9 protein-coding genes are annotated in these 16,458 nt (G+C 67.1%); 7 read left to right on the forward strand and 2 right to left on the reverse strand.

Annotated features, from left to right (window positions below; genetic code table 11):
- Positions 1-60 precede the first annotated feature (60 nt).
- From ACN0SE_RS16620 to ACN0SE_RS16635, 4 genes are all read left to right on the forward strand, one after another.
- Positions 61-555: a TRAP transporter small permease gene (locus ACN0SE_RS16620; RefSeq protein ID WP_417525653.1), complete on the forward strand. Its 495-nt coding sequence runs from the start codon at positions 61-63 to the stop codon at positions 553-555.
- On the forward strand, positions 552-1,862 hold the full coding sequence (locus ACN0SE_RS16625; protein WP_417525654.1) for a TRAP transporter large permease: 1,311 nt from the start codon (positions 552-554) through the stop codon (positions 1,860-1,862). The genes ACN0SE_RS16620 and ACN0SE_RS16625 overlap by 4 nt, the downstream gene beginning before the upstream one ends.
- 132 nt (positions 1,863-1,994) lie before the next feature.
- The gene (locus ACN0SE_RS16630; RefSeq protein ID WP_417525655.1) at positions 1,995-2,948 is read left to right on the forward strand and encodes an asparaginase; all 954 of its coding nucleotides are present in this window, start codon (positions 1,995-1,997) and stop codon (positions 2,946-2,948) included.
- 189 nt (positions 2,949-3,137) lie between these two features.
- Positions 3,138-6,725 (forward strand): beta strand repeat-containing protein, encoded by a 3,588-nt coding sequence (locus tag ACN0SE_RS16635; protein WP_417525656.1) that lies wholly within the window; start codon positions 3,138-3,140, stop codon positions 6,723-6,725.
- On the opposite strand, the gene ACN0SE_RS16640 is transcribed toward ACN0SE_RS16635, so the two are convergent.
- On the reverse strand, positions 6,614-8,986 hold the full coding sequence (locus tag ACN0SE_RS16640; RefSeq protein ID WP_417525657.1) for a heavy metal translocating P-type ATPase: 2,373 nt from the start codon (positions 8,984-8,986) through the stop codon (positions 6,614-6,616). The two genes, ACN0SE_RS16635 and ACN0SE_RS16640, sit on opposite strands and share 112 nt — an antisense overlap.
- Positions 8,987-9,169: 183 nt before the next feature.
- On the opposite strand from ACN0SE_RS16640, the gene cueR reads away from it, so the two are divergent.
- Positions 9,170-9,616: a Cu(I)-responsive transcriptional regulator gene (gene cueR, locus ACN0SE_RS16645; RefSeq protein ID WP_417525658.1), complete on the forward strand. Its 447-nt coding sequence runs from the start codon at positions 9,170-9,172 to the stop codon at positions 9,614-9,616.
- A gap of 19 nt (positions 9,617-9,635) precedes the next feature.
- Here the strand turns inward: cueR and ACN0SE_RS16650 are convergent, their stop codons facing one another.
- Positions 9,636-10,022: a DUF302 domain-containing protein gene (locus tag ACN0SE_RS16650; RefSeq protein WP_417525659.1), complete on the reverse strand. Its 387-nt coding sequence runs from the start codon at positions 10,020-10,022 to the stop codon at positions 9,636-9,638.
- Between the two features lie 309 nt (positions 10,023-10,331).
- Here ACN0SE_RS16650 and ACN0SE_RS16655 point away from each other — a divergent pair, with 309 nt between their 5' ends.
- On the forward strand, positions 10,332-10,721 hold the full coding sequence (locus tag ACN0SE_RS16655; RefSeq protein WP_417525660.1) for a carboxymuconolactone decarboxylase family protein: 390 nt from the start codon (positions 10,332-10,334) through the stop codon (positions 10,719-10,721).
- 416 nt (positions 10,722-11,137) lie between these two features.
- Positions 11,138-16,138 (forward strand): beta strand repeat-containing protein, encoded by a 5,001-nt coding sequence (locus tag ACN0SE_RS16660; RefSeq protein WP_417525661.1) that lies wholly within the window; start codon positions 11,138-11,140, stop codon positions 16,136-16,138.
- Positions 16,139-16,458 lie beyond the last annotated feature (320 nt).

A 16,458-nucleotide genomic window follows, 5' to 3' on the forward strand; every position in this document is an offset into this window, starting at 1 on the left:
CACCGGGGCGCCCCTTTTGCATTCCGGAGCCACACGCTCCGACGGAAAGGCCAAATCACCATGATCGGGCGAGCCCTTGAAACCTTCTGCGCGGGTCTGCGCATCCTGCTCGGCTGCCTGATGGCGGCGCTGGCCGTGCCGGTGGCGATGCAGGTCATCGCCCGCTACACCGGGCTGATCCCCACCTACCTCTGGACCGAGGAACTGGCGACCTTCATCTTCGTCTGGGTGGTGATGATCGGCGCGATGCTGGCGGTCTGGGACGGCACCCACTTCGACGTGGTGATCACCCCCGACGCCACCAGCCCGCTAGGCGTGCTGATCCAGAAGAGCGTGGTGCATCTGGCGATCATGGTCTTCGCGCTGCTCTTTGCCTGGTACGGCATCGAATACGCCAAGGTCGGCTCGATCCAGAGCTCGGTGATGATGCGCATCAACCTGCTGTGGATCTACATCGCCGTGCCGCTGGCCGGCGCGATCTGGGCCGTCTTTACTGCCTACCGGCTCTACGAGGCCTTTGACGCCTACACCCAATCCAGGAAAGCCAAATCATGATCGTTTCAACGGGTCTGGCCTGCACCATTCTGGTCGGCGGCTTTCTGGCATTGATTCTGATCCGGGTTCCGGTGGCTTTCGCGCTCGGCATTGCCACCATTCCGATCGTGATCCTGGATCTGCGGCTGACGCCATTCATCATCCTTGACCGGATGTTCCAATCCTACAATTCCTTCATCCTGCTCGCGGTGCCATTCTTTCTTTTGGCCGCGAACCTGATGAATTCCGGCAAGATCACCACCAAGCTGATCGATTTCGCCCGGGTTCTGACCGGCTGGATGCCGGGCGGACTGGGCCATGTGAACGTCGCGGTGTCGATGCTCTTTGCCGGCATCTCCGGCTCGTCCACCGCCGATGCGGCCGGCTGCGGCAAGATCCTGATCCCGGCGATGGTGAAAGAGGGCTACGACACCCGTTTTGCCATCGCGATCACCGCCTGTTCCTCGGTGATGGGGGTCATCATCCCGCCGAGCATCCTGATGGTTGTCTGGGGCGGGGTGATGCAGATCTCGGTCGGCGCGCTCTTTCTCGCCGGTGCGATCCCGGGCCTGCTGATCGGCTTTGCGCTGATGGCCACGGTCTACGGCTATGCCCGCGCCTACGACTATCCCATCGCACTCAAGCCCACCTTCGCCGAGTTCTGGAGCGCCTTCAAAGGCGCGGCGCTGGCGCTGCTGACCCCGATCCTGGTGATCGGCGGCATTGTCGGCGGCATCGTCACCCCGACCGAAAGCGCCATCATCGCGGCGGGTTATGCGCTGATCCTCGGGTTCTTTGTCTACCGGACCGTGTCGATCAAGGATCTCGGGCATATCTTCTACGACACCGGCCGCTTTGCCTCGATCTCGCTCTTTGCCATCGGCACCGCCTCGGCCTTTGGCTGGATGCTGGCCTTCTACAACGTGCCCCGGCTGATCGTCGAAACGCTGACCGCGAACGAATTCGGCATGATCGGCACCGCGCTGATCATCGCGGCGCTGTTCCTGTTCTTCGGGCTGTTCATCGATGCGATCCCGACGATCATCATCCTCGGCACCGTGCTTCTGCCGGTGGCCCAGGCGGCCGACATTCACCCGATCGCCTTTGCCATCATCGGGATCATCTCGCTGGCCTTTGGGCTGGTGACGCCACCCTATGGGCTCTGTCTGCTGATATCGGCGGCCATCGGCGGGATGAACGTGGTCAGCGTGATGCGCGATGTCTGCATCATCCTGGCGCCGATGCTGCTGATCCTGCTGCTGATCATCCTCTTCCCCGAGATCGCGCTCTGGCTGCCGCGGACGCTGATGCCGGCGACCTTCAACTGAGGCTTGGCCCGGGTCTGTCCCGGGCCTGTCCGCCTTTAGGTCAGTGCCGTGCAAGCCTGACGGTCGACAAAGGCCGCGCCGAGGCTGTACTTGGGTCAGCACACCCGGCGCACCATGACCCAAGGCAGCATCATGTCCATCCTCCTGATCCACACCGGCGGCACCATCGGCATGGTGCAGACCGCCCAGGGCTTTGCCCCCCGAACCGGGATCGTCGAAGAGGCGGTGGCGGATCTGCTGGCCAAAGGCGAGGTGACCGGCCCGATAGAGATCCTGCGGCTCGATCCGCTGATCGATTCCGCCCAGGCCACGCCAGAGGACTGGCGGCGCGTGGCGCAGAGCATCCACGACGCATCGGGCAAGCATGAGGCGTTCGTGGTGACCCATGGCACCGACACGCTGGCCTATACCGCCGCCGCGCTCTGCCTCGCTCTGCCGGGGTTGGAAAAGCCGGTGATCGTGACCGGTGCCATGCTGCCGCTGACCGTGGCGGGCACTGACGGGCGCGACAACCTGATCGCGGCGCTGAACGTCGCGCGGACGGCCGGGCCCGGCGTCCGGGTGCAGTTCGGCGGGCAGCTCCTGCACGGTGCGCGGGTGCGCAAGTCGCACTCGCAGGCCTTCGATGCCTTCGAGGCCGCCACCAGCGACCAGCCGCCGCTGATGCCGGCCGAAAGCTTTGGCTTGAACGCGGTACAGCGCCACAAGGTCGGCATCCTCTCGGTCGCGCCCGGCTGCTGCATGGCGCTCTTTGCCGCGGCGGCCGAGGTCTGCGACGGGCTGGTGCTGCGCTGCTTCGGCTCCGGGACGGCGCCCGACACGCCCGAGATGCGCGCGGCGCTGCAGGCGGCGTGCGCGCGCGAGGTGCCGGTGCTGGCGGTCAGCCAATGCCCCGAAGGCGGCATGCGGCTCGGTACCTATGCGGCGGGGCAGGTCCTGCAGGACACCGGCGTGGTCGACGGCCGCGACATGAGCCCCGAGATGGCCTTTGCCAAGATGCAGTTCGCCCTGAGCCTGACGCCGGATTTCGAGGCCCGCCGGGATTTTCTGGCCACCCCTCAGTGCGGCGAGATGCTCGCCCCCTGAGGCGGGGTCTGCGCCCACATTTCGGAGGTGCCGGACGAACCGCCACGCGCCACCCCGCAAAATGGCGCAGAGGCTCAGCCGGCCTATCCAAAGGCGACCGGGCCTATCCCGACGCACAGGGCACTCCCCGGGGCGATCCGTGTCATACCTCTGCGCATGTTACCGTATTCGAGTGGTCAGAGGCTTTCCATGCCCGGTTTGTTGCGCCTGTTTGCCGCCTGGAGTGTGGCCCTGTTTCTGCTGGGCCTGTCGGCCACCGGTGCGTTTGCGCTGACCGCCGGTGATGTCTCCTTCACCTTCACCACCGGCAATGTCGCGTCAGGCAACCAGAAGCTGATCGTCGACAGCAACAACTGCGATGTCGGCGAAGGTCCGCGGGCGGCCTATGTCGGCGGCATCGTGACCAACACCTCCCTGACCACGCTCTCCGACCTCAAGGCCGAGCTGACCGGGCTCGACACGCTGGCCGGTTTCGGCTTTGCCGGCGGGCAGGTGCCGCAGCAGACCATTGGCAGCCTGGCGCCGGGTGCCTCGGTGGCGGTCTACTGGTACATCACCTATCCCTGTACCACCGATCTGACCGATGCGATCAGCTTCGAATTCACCGACATCGGCCTCGGCGCCGTCACCTCTGCCGCCAATGTCACCACGATTTCGTCGATCTCGGCCAGTGCCGGCGGGCTGGTGATCGTCACCACGATCTCGGCCGGCAACGTCATCGGTAGCTCGGTGTTCTTCGACGTGCAGTACGAGTTCGGAAATGCCGCCCCGGATGACGAATACTTCCTTCAGCTCGCCGGCAACCAGAGCTTCGACGCTGCCTGTTTCCGCCTGAAATCGGTCGAGATCCTCACCTCTGACGTCAGCGCCATCCCGGTGGGCTCGATCGACCAGTTCTATTTCCAGGCCACCGGCCGGCAGGGCGGCAGCGGCCACGTGGTCGATGCGCGCTACGAACTGGTCTACATGTGCGCCGGCGCCTCGACCACGGCGCAGCCCTATTCGGCGCAGACCAGCGGCTCGACCAACCTGAAGTACACCGGCAATTTCGACAGCCAGCCGCCGGTGACCTTTGTTCCGGGGGTGAACCCACTGACCGTCGAAAAGACCTCGTCGGCGCTGATCCTGCCGCCCGAAGGCGGGCTGACGACCTTTACCGTGACCTTCACCAATTCCTCGACCAGCGAAACGCTGCTGCGCCGGATCGAGGATACGCTGCCCGAGGGCATGGTCTTTGGCACCACCGATTTCACCAGCCAGGTGACCGAGAGCAATTCCTCGGCAGTGCCGGCCACCGGCTCGACCGGCACGGTGATCTGGGAGAGCCAGCCCGATGTCACCTGGGTGGTGCCGGCCAACGGCACCCTGAGCCTGCGCTACAACGTGGCTCTCGATGCCGGTGACAAGGTCTACAGCAACAGCGTCGTCGGCGTCGTCGGCAACGAGACCGTGGGCCCGGCGACGGCCTCGGTGGTGGTCGGCACGCCGACCGGCGCAACCGGCACCATCGTGTCGGACGCCACTGTCACCGCTGGGGATGCGATCACCGTGAGCGTCGAGGATGCCGACCTCGACGTCGACCCGCTGCTGGCCGATACGATCACCGTGCAGGCGGTCAATGACCGGACGGGCGAGTTCGAGACCGTGATCCTGACCGAGACCGGCCCCAGCACCGGCGTCTTCACCGGCACCCTGCCGACGCTCGATCAGGCTGCGGCGGACCTGTCGGACAACGGCGTCATGGCGGCCCAGGGCAGCGACACGGTGACCTTCACCTATCAGGACGTGCTCGACGGCAGCGGCGGCGCCGCCGCGCCCACCGCCACGACGACGATCACCGCCCCCGCGCCGCTGACCGGTGTGACCGGCACGATCACCCAGGACGCAACGATTGCCGCAGGCGCGCCCCTGACCATCACCGTGACCGACGCCGACCTCGACGCCGATCCGGCCGTGGCCGAGACCGTCGTCGTCACCACGCTGAACGAGGCCACCGGCGAGGTCGAGGCGGTGACCCTGACCGAGACCGGCGTGAATACCGGCGTCTTCACCGCCAGCCTGACGACGCTCGAGGGCACGGGGCCAGGGACCGACAGCGATGGCACCATGGTCGTGACAGGCGGCGAACGCCTGACCACCACCTATCAGGATGCGCTGACCGACACCGGCGCCACCGCCGCGCCAACCGCCAGCACCAATGTCACGACCGACGCGAGCACCATTACCGGCTCCATCAGCGCCTCCGCCGCCATCGCGCCCGGTACAGGGGTCGAAGTGACGGTGAGCGACGCCGACCTCGACACCGACCCGGCGCTGGCCGAGACACTGACCGTCACCGTCGAGAACACGCGCACCGGCGAGTTGGAGACCCTGACCCTGACCGAGACCGGGCCCGCGACCGGTGTCTTCTCGGCCAAGCTGCCGACGCTGGATGCCACCACCACCGGCCCGGATGACAACGGCACGCTCAATGTGCAGGCGGGTGACAGCCTCGTCTCGACCTACCTCGATGCCGCCGACGCCGGTGGCGCGCCGGCCACCGTCACCGCCACCACCAGCGTCAGCGCCGGCGGAGAGATCATCCTGCAGGGCCGGGTGATCCTCGACAACGGCGCCGGCGGAGGCACCGCCCATGACGGGCTCTACAATGGTGGCGAGCCGAGGCTGGGCGGGCGCCGCGTCGATCTGCGCGCGGCGGACGGCAGCCTGATCGCCAGCACCGACACGCTGCTCGACGGCTCTTATGCCTTCACTCTCGACAATAGCCTGGCCGGGACCGCGCTGACCCTGAGCCTGGTCGAGACCCTGGCGGACGAGCGGCATGTCTCGTCCAACCCCGGCCCGTTCAGCGATGCCGACCGGCAGGACGGTGCCCTGACCTTCACCCCCGAGGCCAGCACGAACTACGCCCTGCTGAACTTCGGGATGGTACAGGTGCCGGTGCTGACCGCCGACCGGCAGGTCGCGGTGCAGAGCGGCGGTCGCATCGATATCGGCCACCGCTTCATCGCCACCTCCGACATGAGCGTGGCCTTTGCGCTCGCCAACCTGGTCGAGAGCACGCCCGGCATCGCCCAGGTGACGCTCTGGCGCGATCTGGGCTGCGATTTCACCCTGTCGCCCGAGGACAGCGCGCTCGATGCGCCGGTGGCTGCGCAGGCGGGAGAGGTGATTTGCGTTCTCGCCGCGGTGCAGACCTCGACCTCCACGCCGGCGGGCTCTTCGGTCAGCTTCGATCTGACGGCCCTGGCCACGTTCACCGGCACCCCGGTGACGTCAGAGCTTGCCAATACCGACGACGTGACGATCGACGGCGCCAATGCGCTGGAGCTCGACAAGCAGGTCTGCAACCTCACCCAGGGGCCCTGCGACCTCTCTGTCGGTACCGGGTTCTCGACGCAGAACACCGGCGGGGCGGGGGATGTACTGATCTACCGGATCGGCTTTCGGAACTCCGGCTCGGCGCCGATCTCGGCGATTTCGGTGGGCGACACCACGCCGGCCTACACCAGCCTCACGGCCACGGCGCCCGGGGTCGTGACCTCGCCCGGCGCCTTTCCCTGCACCTTCGCCACGAGCCCGGCGCCGGGCGGCTATCAGGGCGGGTTGGAGTGGCGCTGCAGCGGGACGCTTTTGCCAGAGGAGACAGGGGCGGTGAGGCCCGTTCAGAGCTCGAGCCGGCGCAGCCGCAGGGCGTTGGCGATCACCGAGACTGACGACAGCGACATCGCCGCAGCGGCGATCATCGGCGAGAGCAGCACGCCGAAGACCGGGTAGAGCACGCCCGCCGCCACCGGCACGCCGGCGGCATTGTAGACGAAGGCGAAGAACAGGTTCTGCTTGATGTTGCGCAGTGTTGCCTTGGCCAGCTTGCGGGCGCGGACGATGCCGGTGAGGTCGCCACCCAGAAGCGTCAGCCCGGCGCTTTCCACCGCCACATCGGCGCCGGTGCCCATGGCGATGCCCACATCCGCCGCCGCCAGCGCCGGTGCGTCGTTGACCCCGTCGCCGGCCATGGCGATGGAATGGCCCTGCGCGCGCAGCTCGTCAATCAGCGCCTTCTTGTCGGCCGGCAGCACCCCGGCGCGGACCTCGTCAATGCCGAGCCGCTTGGCCACCGCTTCCGCCGTCCGCTGGTTGTCTCCGGTGGCCATGATCACCCGCAGACCCTGGTCATGCAGCGCGCGGATCGCGGCGGCGGTGGTGGCCTTGATCGGGTCGGCCACGGCGACCAGCCCGGCCAGCGCGCCATCGACCGCGATGAACATGGCCGTCTTGCCGTCGCCGCGCAGGGCGTCGGCCTTGGCCTCTGCCGCAGTGGTCTCGACCCCGACCTCGGCCATCATCGCCGCATTGCCGAGCGCGACGTGGCGGCCGTTGACCCGGCCCTGAACGCCCTTGCCGGTGACCGCTTCGAAGTCCTGTGCCTTGTCCAACGTCACCCCGCGCGCCGTGGCGCCCGCGACGATGGCCTCGGCCAGCGGGTGTTCCGAGCCACTTTCGAGGGCAGCGGCCAAGGCCAGAACTTCGTCTTCTGAGCCGCTGAAGGCCACCACGTCGGTCAGCTTCGGCTTGCCTTCGGTCAGCGTGCCGGTCTTGTCGACCACCAGCGTATCGACGCGGGCCATGCGTTCCAGCGCCTCGGCGTCCTTGATCAAGACGCCCGCCTGCGCGCCGCGCCCCGCCGCCGTGGTGATCGAGATCGGCGTAGCGAGGCCAAGCGCACAGGGACAGGCGATGATCAGCACCGAGACAGCCGAGGCCACGGCAAAGACCAGCGCCGGATCAGGCGCGAGGAAGAGCCACGACAGGAAGGCCGCGATCGCGATGAGCACCACGGTTGGCACGAAGATCGACGACACCTTGTCGGCCAGGCCTTGAATGGGCGCCCGAGACCGCCGCGCCCCCGCCACCATGTCGACGATCTGCGACAGCACGGTGTCGGCGCCGACCTGAGTTGCGCGGATTGCCAGCGTGCCGTTCTTGTTCAGCGTACCGCCGGTCACCCGGTCGCCTTCGGTCTTTTCGACCGGAACCGGTTCGCCCGTCAGCATCGACTCGTCCACCGAGGAACGGCCCTCGACCACCTCGCCATCCACCGGCACCGCGTCGCCCGGACGGACGCGCAGCAAGTCGCCGGTGACGATGTTCTCCAGCGGTGCGTCATATTCCGTGCCATCCGGCAGAATGCGCCGCGCGGTCTTGGGCGCGAGGTCCATCAGCGCGCGGATCGCATCCCCCGTCCGTTCACGGGCGCGCAATTCCAGCACCTGGCCCAGGAAGATCAGGGTCACGATCACCACCGCCGCCTCGTAATAGGTGCCGACGGTGCCATGCGCCATGCGGTAGGCTTCGGGGAAGACGCCGGGCAGGAAGGTCGCGACCAGCGAATAGAGATAGGCCGCGCCGACACCGAGTGAGATCAGCGTCCACATGTTGGGCGAGCGGTTGACGACGCTCTCCCAGCCGCGCTTGAAGAAGGGCTGCGCCGCCCAGAGCACGATCGGCGTGGCCAACAGGAACTCGAGGTAGATGGCGGTCTGATGCCCGACCCAGTCGCGCACCGGCAAGGCCACCATCTCGCCCATGGTGAGGATCACCAACGGCACGGCGGCCACGGCGCTGACCCAGAGACGGCGGGTGAAATCGGCCAGCTCTTCGCTGGGTTCATCCGTCGGTACCATCGGCTCCAGCGCCATGCCGCAGATCGGGCAGGCGCCGGGTTCGTCACGCACGATCTCGGGGTGCATCGGGCAGGTCCATTCGGTGCCCGCCGCGGTGCGCTGGCCGGCCTTGTCAGAGGCGCCAGAGACGTAGAAATGCGGATCGGCCCTGAACTTTTCCTGACAGTTGTCGGAGCAGAAGTAGAAGGTCTCGCCGCCATGCTCCTCGATCCGCGTGGCGTCGGAGATCCGGACGGACATGCCGCAGACCGGATCGGTCGCCATGCCGGGCATGTTGGTGGCACCATTGGCGGGGCCATGGGCATGGGCCGCATGGGCGTGATGGTGTTGGTGATGATGTGTATGGTCGGACATTGCAGCCTCCTGCGCAAAAGTCCTCTTCAATCTGGACCTTCCCAGCGTGGGAGGGTCAAGGGGGTTGTTCGGTGCCTTTTCGCGACGGCCTTCAACATCTCGTGCGGGCCTCACGAGACGCTTGACCAGCGCCTTGCGCAGGCGCGTAGTGATCTCATGCGGGGCGCTTTCGAGGAGGCGGTCATGAACATCGGCGAGGCAGCAAAACGAACAGGCATCTCGATCAAGATGCTGCGCTATTACGAAGAGATCGGCCTGCTGCGGCCCGCATTGCGCACCTCGTCGGGCTACCGCGTCTATCAGGAGCACGACGTCGCGACCCTGCGCTTTGTCCGCCGCGCGCGTGATCTGGGCTTTCAGGTCCGGGAGATTGCGACGCTGCTGGGGCTCTGGCACGATCAGGCGCGGTCCAGCGCCGAGGTCAAGGCGGTGGCGCTGGCCCATGTGGCCGAGCTGGAAGAGCGCCGCCGGACCCTTGACGAGATGATCGAGACGCTGCGCCACCTGGCCGAGACCTGCAACGGCGACACCCGGCCTGACTGCCCCATCCTCGGGGCGCTGGAAACCGGCGCGGGGACAGCGCCGGTGCCGCAGTCCCCGCCCCGGCCGGGATTTGCCGCCGCGCTCTGACGGCGGGTCCCTCGCGCGGTCAGACCTTGTCGACCACCTCGGCCAGCATGTCGCGCACCTGGCCCGCTACATCCTGCAAATTGCCGTTATCGATCGCCGCCATCGAGGCCTGCGGATCGATCGCCGAGACCTCGATCCCGCCATCGACCTCGCGCAGGATCACGTTGCAGGGCAGCATCGCGCCGACCCGCGGCTCCATCTCCAGCGCCTCCCAGGCCATGCCGGGATTGCAGGCGCCGAGGATCCTGTAGCCGCCCATCTCCTTGTCGAGTTTCTTCTTCATCGTCGCCTTGACGTCGATCTCGGTCAGCACGCCGAACCCGGCATCGGACAGTGCCTTGCGGGTGCGGGCATCGACCTCGTCGAGGCTGGCGTTCTCGATCATGCGGTTGATCGTGTAGCTCATGTCAGGCGTCCTTTCAGTTTCGCAAGTATTTCAGCAGGGCCACAATCGCGAGGACCACGAGGACCAAAATCAGGATCATCCAGACCCCGCCCAATCCCATGCCAAATCCATCCATCATGTCCTGGTCTCCTTTCAGCCCAACGGGGCGGACCCGGTTTCGTTCCGCGCCCTGCCACAGGGATAGCCGGGTTTCGGCCGGCCGGTCATGATCGAGATCAATCGGCTGCCATGCGGCGCATCGCTTTCCTCGGTCCACCCGGGCCGGTATGACGGGGGCAGGGGCGCAATGCCCGATACAGGAGACCTGACATGAGCCGTTTCGACGAAGACCTGTTTCTCAAGGGGCTGGAGCAACGCAAGGCGACGCTGGGCGCGGCCTATGTCGAGAAGAACCTCGGCGCGGCCGACGAGTTCACCCGGCCGTTTCAGGAGGCGATGACCGCCTGGTGCTGGGGCTTCGGCTGGGGCGACGACGTGATCGACCCCAAGACCCGCTCGATGATGAACCTGTCGATGATCGGCGCGCTGGGCAAGATGTCCGAATGGGAAATCCACTGCCGCGGCGCGCTCAACAACGGCGTCAGCCCCGAGGAGATCCGCGCCATCATCCATGTGGTGGGCATCTACTGCGGCGTGCCGCAGGCGCTGGAATGCTTCCGGGTGGCGCGCCGGGTGCTGGAAGAGAATGACCTGCTCTGAGGTGGTGCCCTCGGGTGGGACATGCGCTGCACTGAAAACAGTAGCCCGGCCTGATGTCAGACCTCGCGCGGGGCCGGGTTTCGCGGCGCGCAGGACGCGCGACCTGTGTCCAGCGCGTCACAAAGCGCTTTGAAATTGCGGTGAGATAACGCTGGCGCCTGACGCGCCGACGTTTCACGTCAGGCCGGTCGAAATGGCGGAAATGCTCGAAATTGCTTGCGAATTTCATTTCGCGCACCGCGAGCTGCATATTCATCCACAGCAACTCTGACGCGGAAGTCCTTGGATTCCTGCGGGGATTCTAAAAGGTCTATCTAAAAAAGTCTTTTTAGGGGCAGGGCGATGGGGTAGCACTTGCTGCAATGAAATGACGTGACCCGAAAAATGAGGTCGCGCGCAGTAGAGCGGTGTTATAAATGAATTCGATAGATTATGTCGTCCGCACGCGTGCGGGCGCAATCCAGCGTGATGTTGTCGACGGACAGGCAGAGCAATCCATCCTCCAGGCAGGCGCGGGCGACGAGATTTCGCTCAACCTCGCCCAGACAGACATGCGCGGTTACACGCGGGTTGACGAGAACCTCTACATCGAGCTTGCCGACGGGCGCATCATCATCCTCGAAGGCTATTTCTCGCCCACGGCGGCGGAGGAGCCCAGGCTCTTTGTCAGTACCGACGGCGTGCTGCACGAGGTGTTCTTTGCCGAGGGCGACAACGGTGTGCTCTTTGCCGAATACGGCCGCAGCGCGGAGTGGGGCAAATGGACCCCTGACGACGCGCTGATCCACTACGAGCGGCCAGAGGTCGCCTCGGTCGAGACCTATGCCGACGACAACGACGTCTCGATGCTGGGTGCCGGGCTTCTGGGCGGCTCGTCGCTGTTCGGCCTCGCTGGTGCCGCCGGCGCGGCAGTTCTGGGCGCATCGCTGATCGGCGGTGACGGAGAGGGCGACGGGTCTGGCGGCGGTGATACCGTGGCGGGCGAGGATACCACTGGCGGCGAGGACACCACTGGCGGCGAAGAGACCACTGGCGGCGAGGACACCACCGGCGGCGAGGACACCGCCGGCGGCGAGGATACCACCGGCGGTGAGGACACGACCGGCGGCGAGGACACCACCCGCGGCGAGGACACGACCGGCGGCGAAGACACCATCGGCGGCGAGGACACGACCGGCGGCGAAGACACCACCGGCGGCGAAGACACCACTGGCGGCGAAGACACCACCGGCGGCGAGGACACCACCGGCGGCGAGGACACGACCGGCGGCGAGGACACCACCGCTGGCGAAGACACAACCGCCGGCGAGGACACCACCGCTGGCGAAGACACCACCGATCCGGTCTGGATCGACCCGACCGTCGATGGCACTCCCGTCGTGGTCGCCGGCGATGGCGCGGCGGAAAGCGTCACCATCAGCGGCACCGGCATGCCGGGCTGTGATGTCACCGTCGGCATCGGCGGCACCGAGGTGACCACCGAGATCAACGAAGATGGCACCTGGTCGACAACCTTCGAGAATGCGACCTTTCCCGATGACGGCACCTACACCGCCGATGTCTCGGTCACCGACGGCGTCACCACCGGCACGCTGACCGGCCCCGAGGTCATCATCGACCTCACCGGCCCGGCCATCGACGTCACCGACGGCACCGCCGAGACCGGCGATCTGGTCAACCTGGCGAGCCATGCCAATGGCGTGACGGTCACCGGCACCGGCGAGGCTGGGGCGGCGCTCACCGTCGCCATCGGCACGGTCAGCCATGGCACCACCGTCGCGGCGGATGGCAGCTGGAGCGTCGATTTCACCTCTGACGAGATCGCCACCGGCGAATATTCCGCCGATGTCACCATCACCTCGACCGACAGCTACGGCAACAGCTCGAGCCTGACGCAGACGCTCGACGTCGATACCGTGCCCAATGCGATCACCATCAACACCGCCGCCGTCGGCGGCGATGGCGTGGTCAATGGCGACGAGGCGGCCGGCGACGTGGTGATCAGCGGCACCGCCACACCGGGCGCTGCGCTCGAAGTCACCGTGGCGGGCGTGATCCAGGCCGTGACCGCGGACAGCGCCGGCGACTGGAGCTTCACCCTGCCGGCCGGTAGCTTTGCCGAGGGCGTCTACGAGGCGCCGATCGCCGCGGTTTCGACCGATGCGGCGGGCAATGGCAGCAGCACAACGGGCACGATCTCGGTCGATACCGAGAACGCGGTTTCGGTCAATGATGCCACCGTGGCCACCGATGGCGTGATCAATGCCGTCGAACATGCCGGCGGCGTCGAGGTCACCGGCACCGCCGAAGCCGGCTCGAGCGTCGATGTCGAGGTTGACGGCACTACCCACAGCACCACCGCCGCGACCGACGGCACCTGGACGGTGATCTTCGACCCCTCCGAAGTGCCGACAGGCGAGGTCACCGTGCCGGTGCATGTGGAGGCCACCGATGCCAACGGCAACAGCGCCACTGCCGACGGTACCCTGCAGGTCGACACTGTCACCAGCGTGACCGTCGATGATGCGGCGATTGGCGGCGATGGCGTGGTCAACGCTACCGAACATGCCGCCGGCGTCGAGTTGACCGGCACCGCCGAGCCCGGCGCCAGCGTCGATGTGCTGGTCAACGGCGTGACCGAAAGCGCGGTCACCGATGCCGCCGGCAGCTGGTCGGTGGTCTTCGACCCGGCGGATGTGCCCACAGGCGAGGTCACCGTGCCGGTGAGCGTCACCGCCACCGATGCCGCCGGCAACAGCGCCACCACCACCGGAAGCTTTGCGGTCGATACCGTCAACGGCGTGACCATCGATCCCGGCGTCGAAGGCGACGGCGTGATCAATGCCGCCGAACAGGCGGACGGGGTCACCCTGACCGGCACCGCCGAACCCGGCGCCTCGGTCGCCGTCGAACTGGCCGGCGTCAGCCAGACCGTCACCGCCGACGCCACCGGCGCTTGGTCGGCCGATTTCGCCGCTGCCGATGTGCCGACGGGGGAACAGACGGTCACGGTCTCCGCCACTTCAACCGACGGTGCGGGCAACATCGCCACGGCCAGTGACACGCTGGTGATCGACACCCAGACCGGCGTCACCCTGAACGACGATACCGTCGAGACCGACGGCGTGATCAACGCCACCGAGCGCGCCGATGGCGTGACCCTGACCGGCACTGCAGAGCCGGGCGCCACGGTCGATGTCGCCATGGCCAGCGTCAGCCATACCGCGACGGTGGATGCGGCGGGCAACTGGGCGGTGGACTTCACCGCGGCCGAAGTGCCCGAGGGCGAACAGAGCCTGCCGATCACCGTCACCGCCACCGATGCCGCCGGCAATACCGCCAGCACCACCGGCTCGGTCGAGGTAGATACCCTGGCCACCGCCACGGTGAACACCGCTACCGTCGAGACGGATGGCGTGATCAACGCGGCTGAGCGCGCCGATGATGTCACGGTTACGGGCACGGCGCAGCCGGGCTCTTCGGTCGATGTCACCATGGCGGGGACCACGCTCACCACCACGGCCGATGCCACCGGCGGCTGGAGCGTCAGCTTCGACGCCACCCAAGTGCCCGAGGGCGAGCTCAACGTGCCGGTGCATGTCACCGCCACCGATGCCGCCGGCAACAGCGCCTCGACCAGCGGTGCGGTGCAGGTCGACACCGAGGTCGACGCGCTCTCGCTCGACGCAGCGCCGGGGGGGGCCGACGCGGTGATCAACGCCGCCGAGGCTGCCCAGGGCATCGCGCTATCGGGTGTGGTCGAGCCGGGCAGCACGCTGATCGTGACGCTGGGTACGGCAAGCCAGGTCGCCACCGTCGATGCGCTGGGCAACTGGACGGCGGATTTCACCGCCGCCGCACTGCCTTCGGGCGAGGTCACGGTGCCGCTGTCGCTGACGGCCACCGATGCGGCCGGCAACACCCGGACCGAGACCCAGGACGTGCAGGTCGACACCGTCGCCGGTACGCTCACCCTCTCGGCCCTGCCGATCGAAGGCGATGACGTGGTCAACGCCGCCGAAGCCTCTGACGGTGTGGTGATCAACGGCACCTCCGATCCGGGCGCCAGCGTCACCGTCACCTTGGCCGGTGTCAGCCATACCGCGCTGACCGACGTCAACGGCAACTGGACGACCACCTTCACCGGCGCCGAGGTCGCCCCCGGCACCTATGACGCCGAGATCACCGCGCGGATCACCGATCCGGCGGGCAACATGCTCGAGGTCAGCGACAGGGTGCAGATCGACACCGAGGTCGAGAACTTTGCCAACCTCACCGTCTCGGCCGGGGTCGACGATCTGATCAATGCCGAAGAGGCGGCACAGGGCGTGACCATCACCGGCACCACCGAGCCCGGTGCCACGGTCGAGGTCACCATCGACGGCGAAACCCGCAGCGCCACGGTGGATGCGGCCGGCAACTGGACGGCGGATTTCGAGGCCGGTTCGATCGCCGGCGGCGAATACACCACCAACGTGCGCGTCGACAGCACCGATGCGGCGGGCAATGCCGCTACGCTGAGCGAACCGGTGCGCGTCGACACGCTGGTCAACAGCCTGGCCGTCACCGGAAACACCGCCGGCGCCGACGGGGTGCTCAGCCATTCCGAGCTGACCGGCAATGGCGGGCTCTCGCTCAATGGCGTGGTCGAGCCGGGATCGAGCGTCGTGGTCCGCTTCAACGGGGCCGACTATACCGCGACCGTGGGCGCCGCCGGCGCCTGGTCGGTGGCCATTCCGGCTGCCGCCGTGCCGCCCGGCGAATATGACGCCGGTGTGGTGGTCACCGCAACGGACGCCGCCGGCAACGGCCGCGAGACCAGCCAGACCATCTCTGTCGACACGCTCGCCCCCGCCGATCCGGTGGTAGAGAGCATCACCCAGGACATCACCGGCATCCGCGGCATCTCGACCGGGCTGACCGCCGAGGGGCAGGAGATCCTGGCGGTGGCCGAGGATGGCACGATCTCGGATGTCACCGCGATCTCGGTCGATGTGGCGCCGATCGGCGAGACCAACGTCTTCTTCTCGCAGAACGTGCCGGATGGGTCGGACCTGATCATCAGCACCGCCGACAGTGCCGGCAACACCGCCTCGACCTACCTCGTCCTCGATGACGAGGCGACGGGCACCGGTGTCACCCTCGACACGCCGGGGCTGGGGGCGCACAACATCGAGACGGTCGACCTGGAGTTCGCCGAAGAGGCGCATCTGACCCTGACCGAAGCCGACGTGCTGGCGCTGTCCTCGGCCAGCGACACGCTGGCGGTGCATGGCGATGCCGACGACCAGGTGACGCTGACCGGGGCGACCCGCGGGGGCACCGTGACCAACGCCAATGGCGACAGCTTCAACGAGTACCTGCTGGGCGAGGCCACCGTGCTGATCGACGACGACATCACCCAGGTGGTGATCTGATCCAGAACCGACGGACGCCGCTGGCCGAAATTGCCGGCGGCGTTCGTCCAGCAAGACCAACAGGCGCGAAAGGCAGTGCGCGAATGCGGCGGACCGACAACAGGGCAGGACAGGCAGGCGTTCTATTTCCGGTGATCCTGATGCTGGCCGGTTGTGCTGGTGGCGGCGCGGGCGATGGCGATGGCGGCATGGTCAGCCGGTTCCTGAGCGCCGACAGGCTCCCCGGCGTCGAGACAGCCCCGAGCAAGGCCGAGGACACCGGACAGGCGGCGATGGCCCAGGGCGAGGCCTCTGAGATCATCGCCACGCTGCAGGCCCGC

It is taken from the genome of Marinovum sp. (assembly GCF_048263515.1).
Classification (GTDB): Bacteria; Pseudomonadota; Alphaproteobacteria; order Rhodobacterales; family Rhodobacteraceae; genus Marinovum.

What these genes read in the sequence shown, in the direction of transcription:
- ACN0SE_RS16620 (WP_417525653.1), top strand. Translation starts at nt 61, where the DNA reads ATGATCGGGCGAGCCCTTGAAACCTTCTGCGCGGGTCTGCGCATCCTG.
- ACN0SE_RS16625 (WP_417525654.1), top strand. Translation starts at nt 552, where the DNA reads ATGATCGTTTCAACGGGTCTGGCCTGCACCATTCTGGTCGGCGGCTTT.
- ACN0SE_RS16630 (WP_417525655.1), top strand. Translation starts at nt 1,995, where the DNA reads ATGTCCATCCTCCTGATCCACACCGGCGGCACCATCGGCATGGTGCAG.
- ACN0SE_RS16635 (WP_417525656.1), top strand. Translation starts at nt 3,138, where the DNA reads ATGCCCGGTTTGTTGCGCCTGTTTGCCGCCTGGAGTGTGGCCCTGTTT.
- ACN0SE_RS16640 (WP_417525657.1), bottom strand. Translation starts at nt 8,986, where the DNA reads ATGTCCGACCATACACATCATCACCAACACCATCACGCCCATGCGGCC.
- cueR (WP_417525658.1), top strand. Translation starts at nt 9,170, where the DNA reads ATGAACATCGGCGAGGCAGCAAAACGAACAGGCATCTCGATCAAGATG.
- ACN0SE_RS16650 (WP_417525659.1), bottom strand. Translation starts at nt 10,022, where the DNA reads ATGAGCTACACGATCAACCGCATGATCGAGAACGCCAGCCTCGACGAG.
- ACN0SE_RS16655 (WP_417525660.1), top strand. Translation starts at nt 10,332, where the DNA reads ATGAGCCGTTTCGACGAAGACCTGTTTCTCAAGGGGCTGGAGCAACGC.
- ACN0SE_RS16660 (WP_417525661.1), top strand. Translation starts at nt 11,138, where the DNA reads ATGAATTCGATAGATTATGTCGTCCGCACGCGTGCGGGCGCAATCCAG.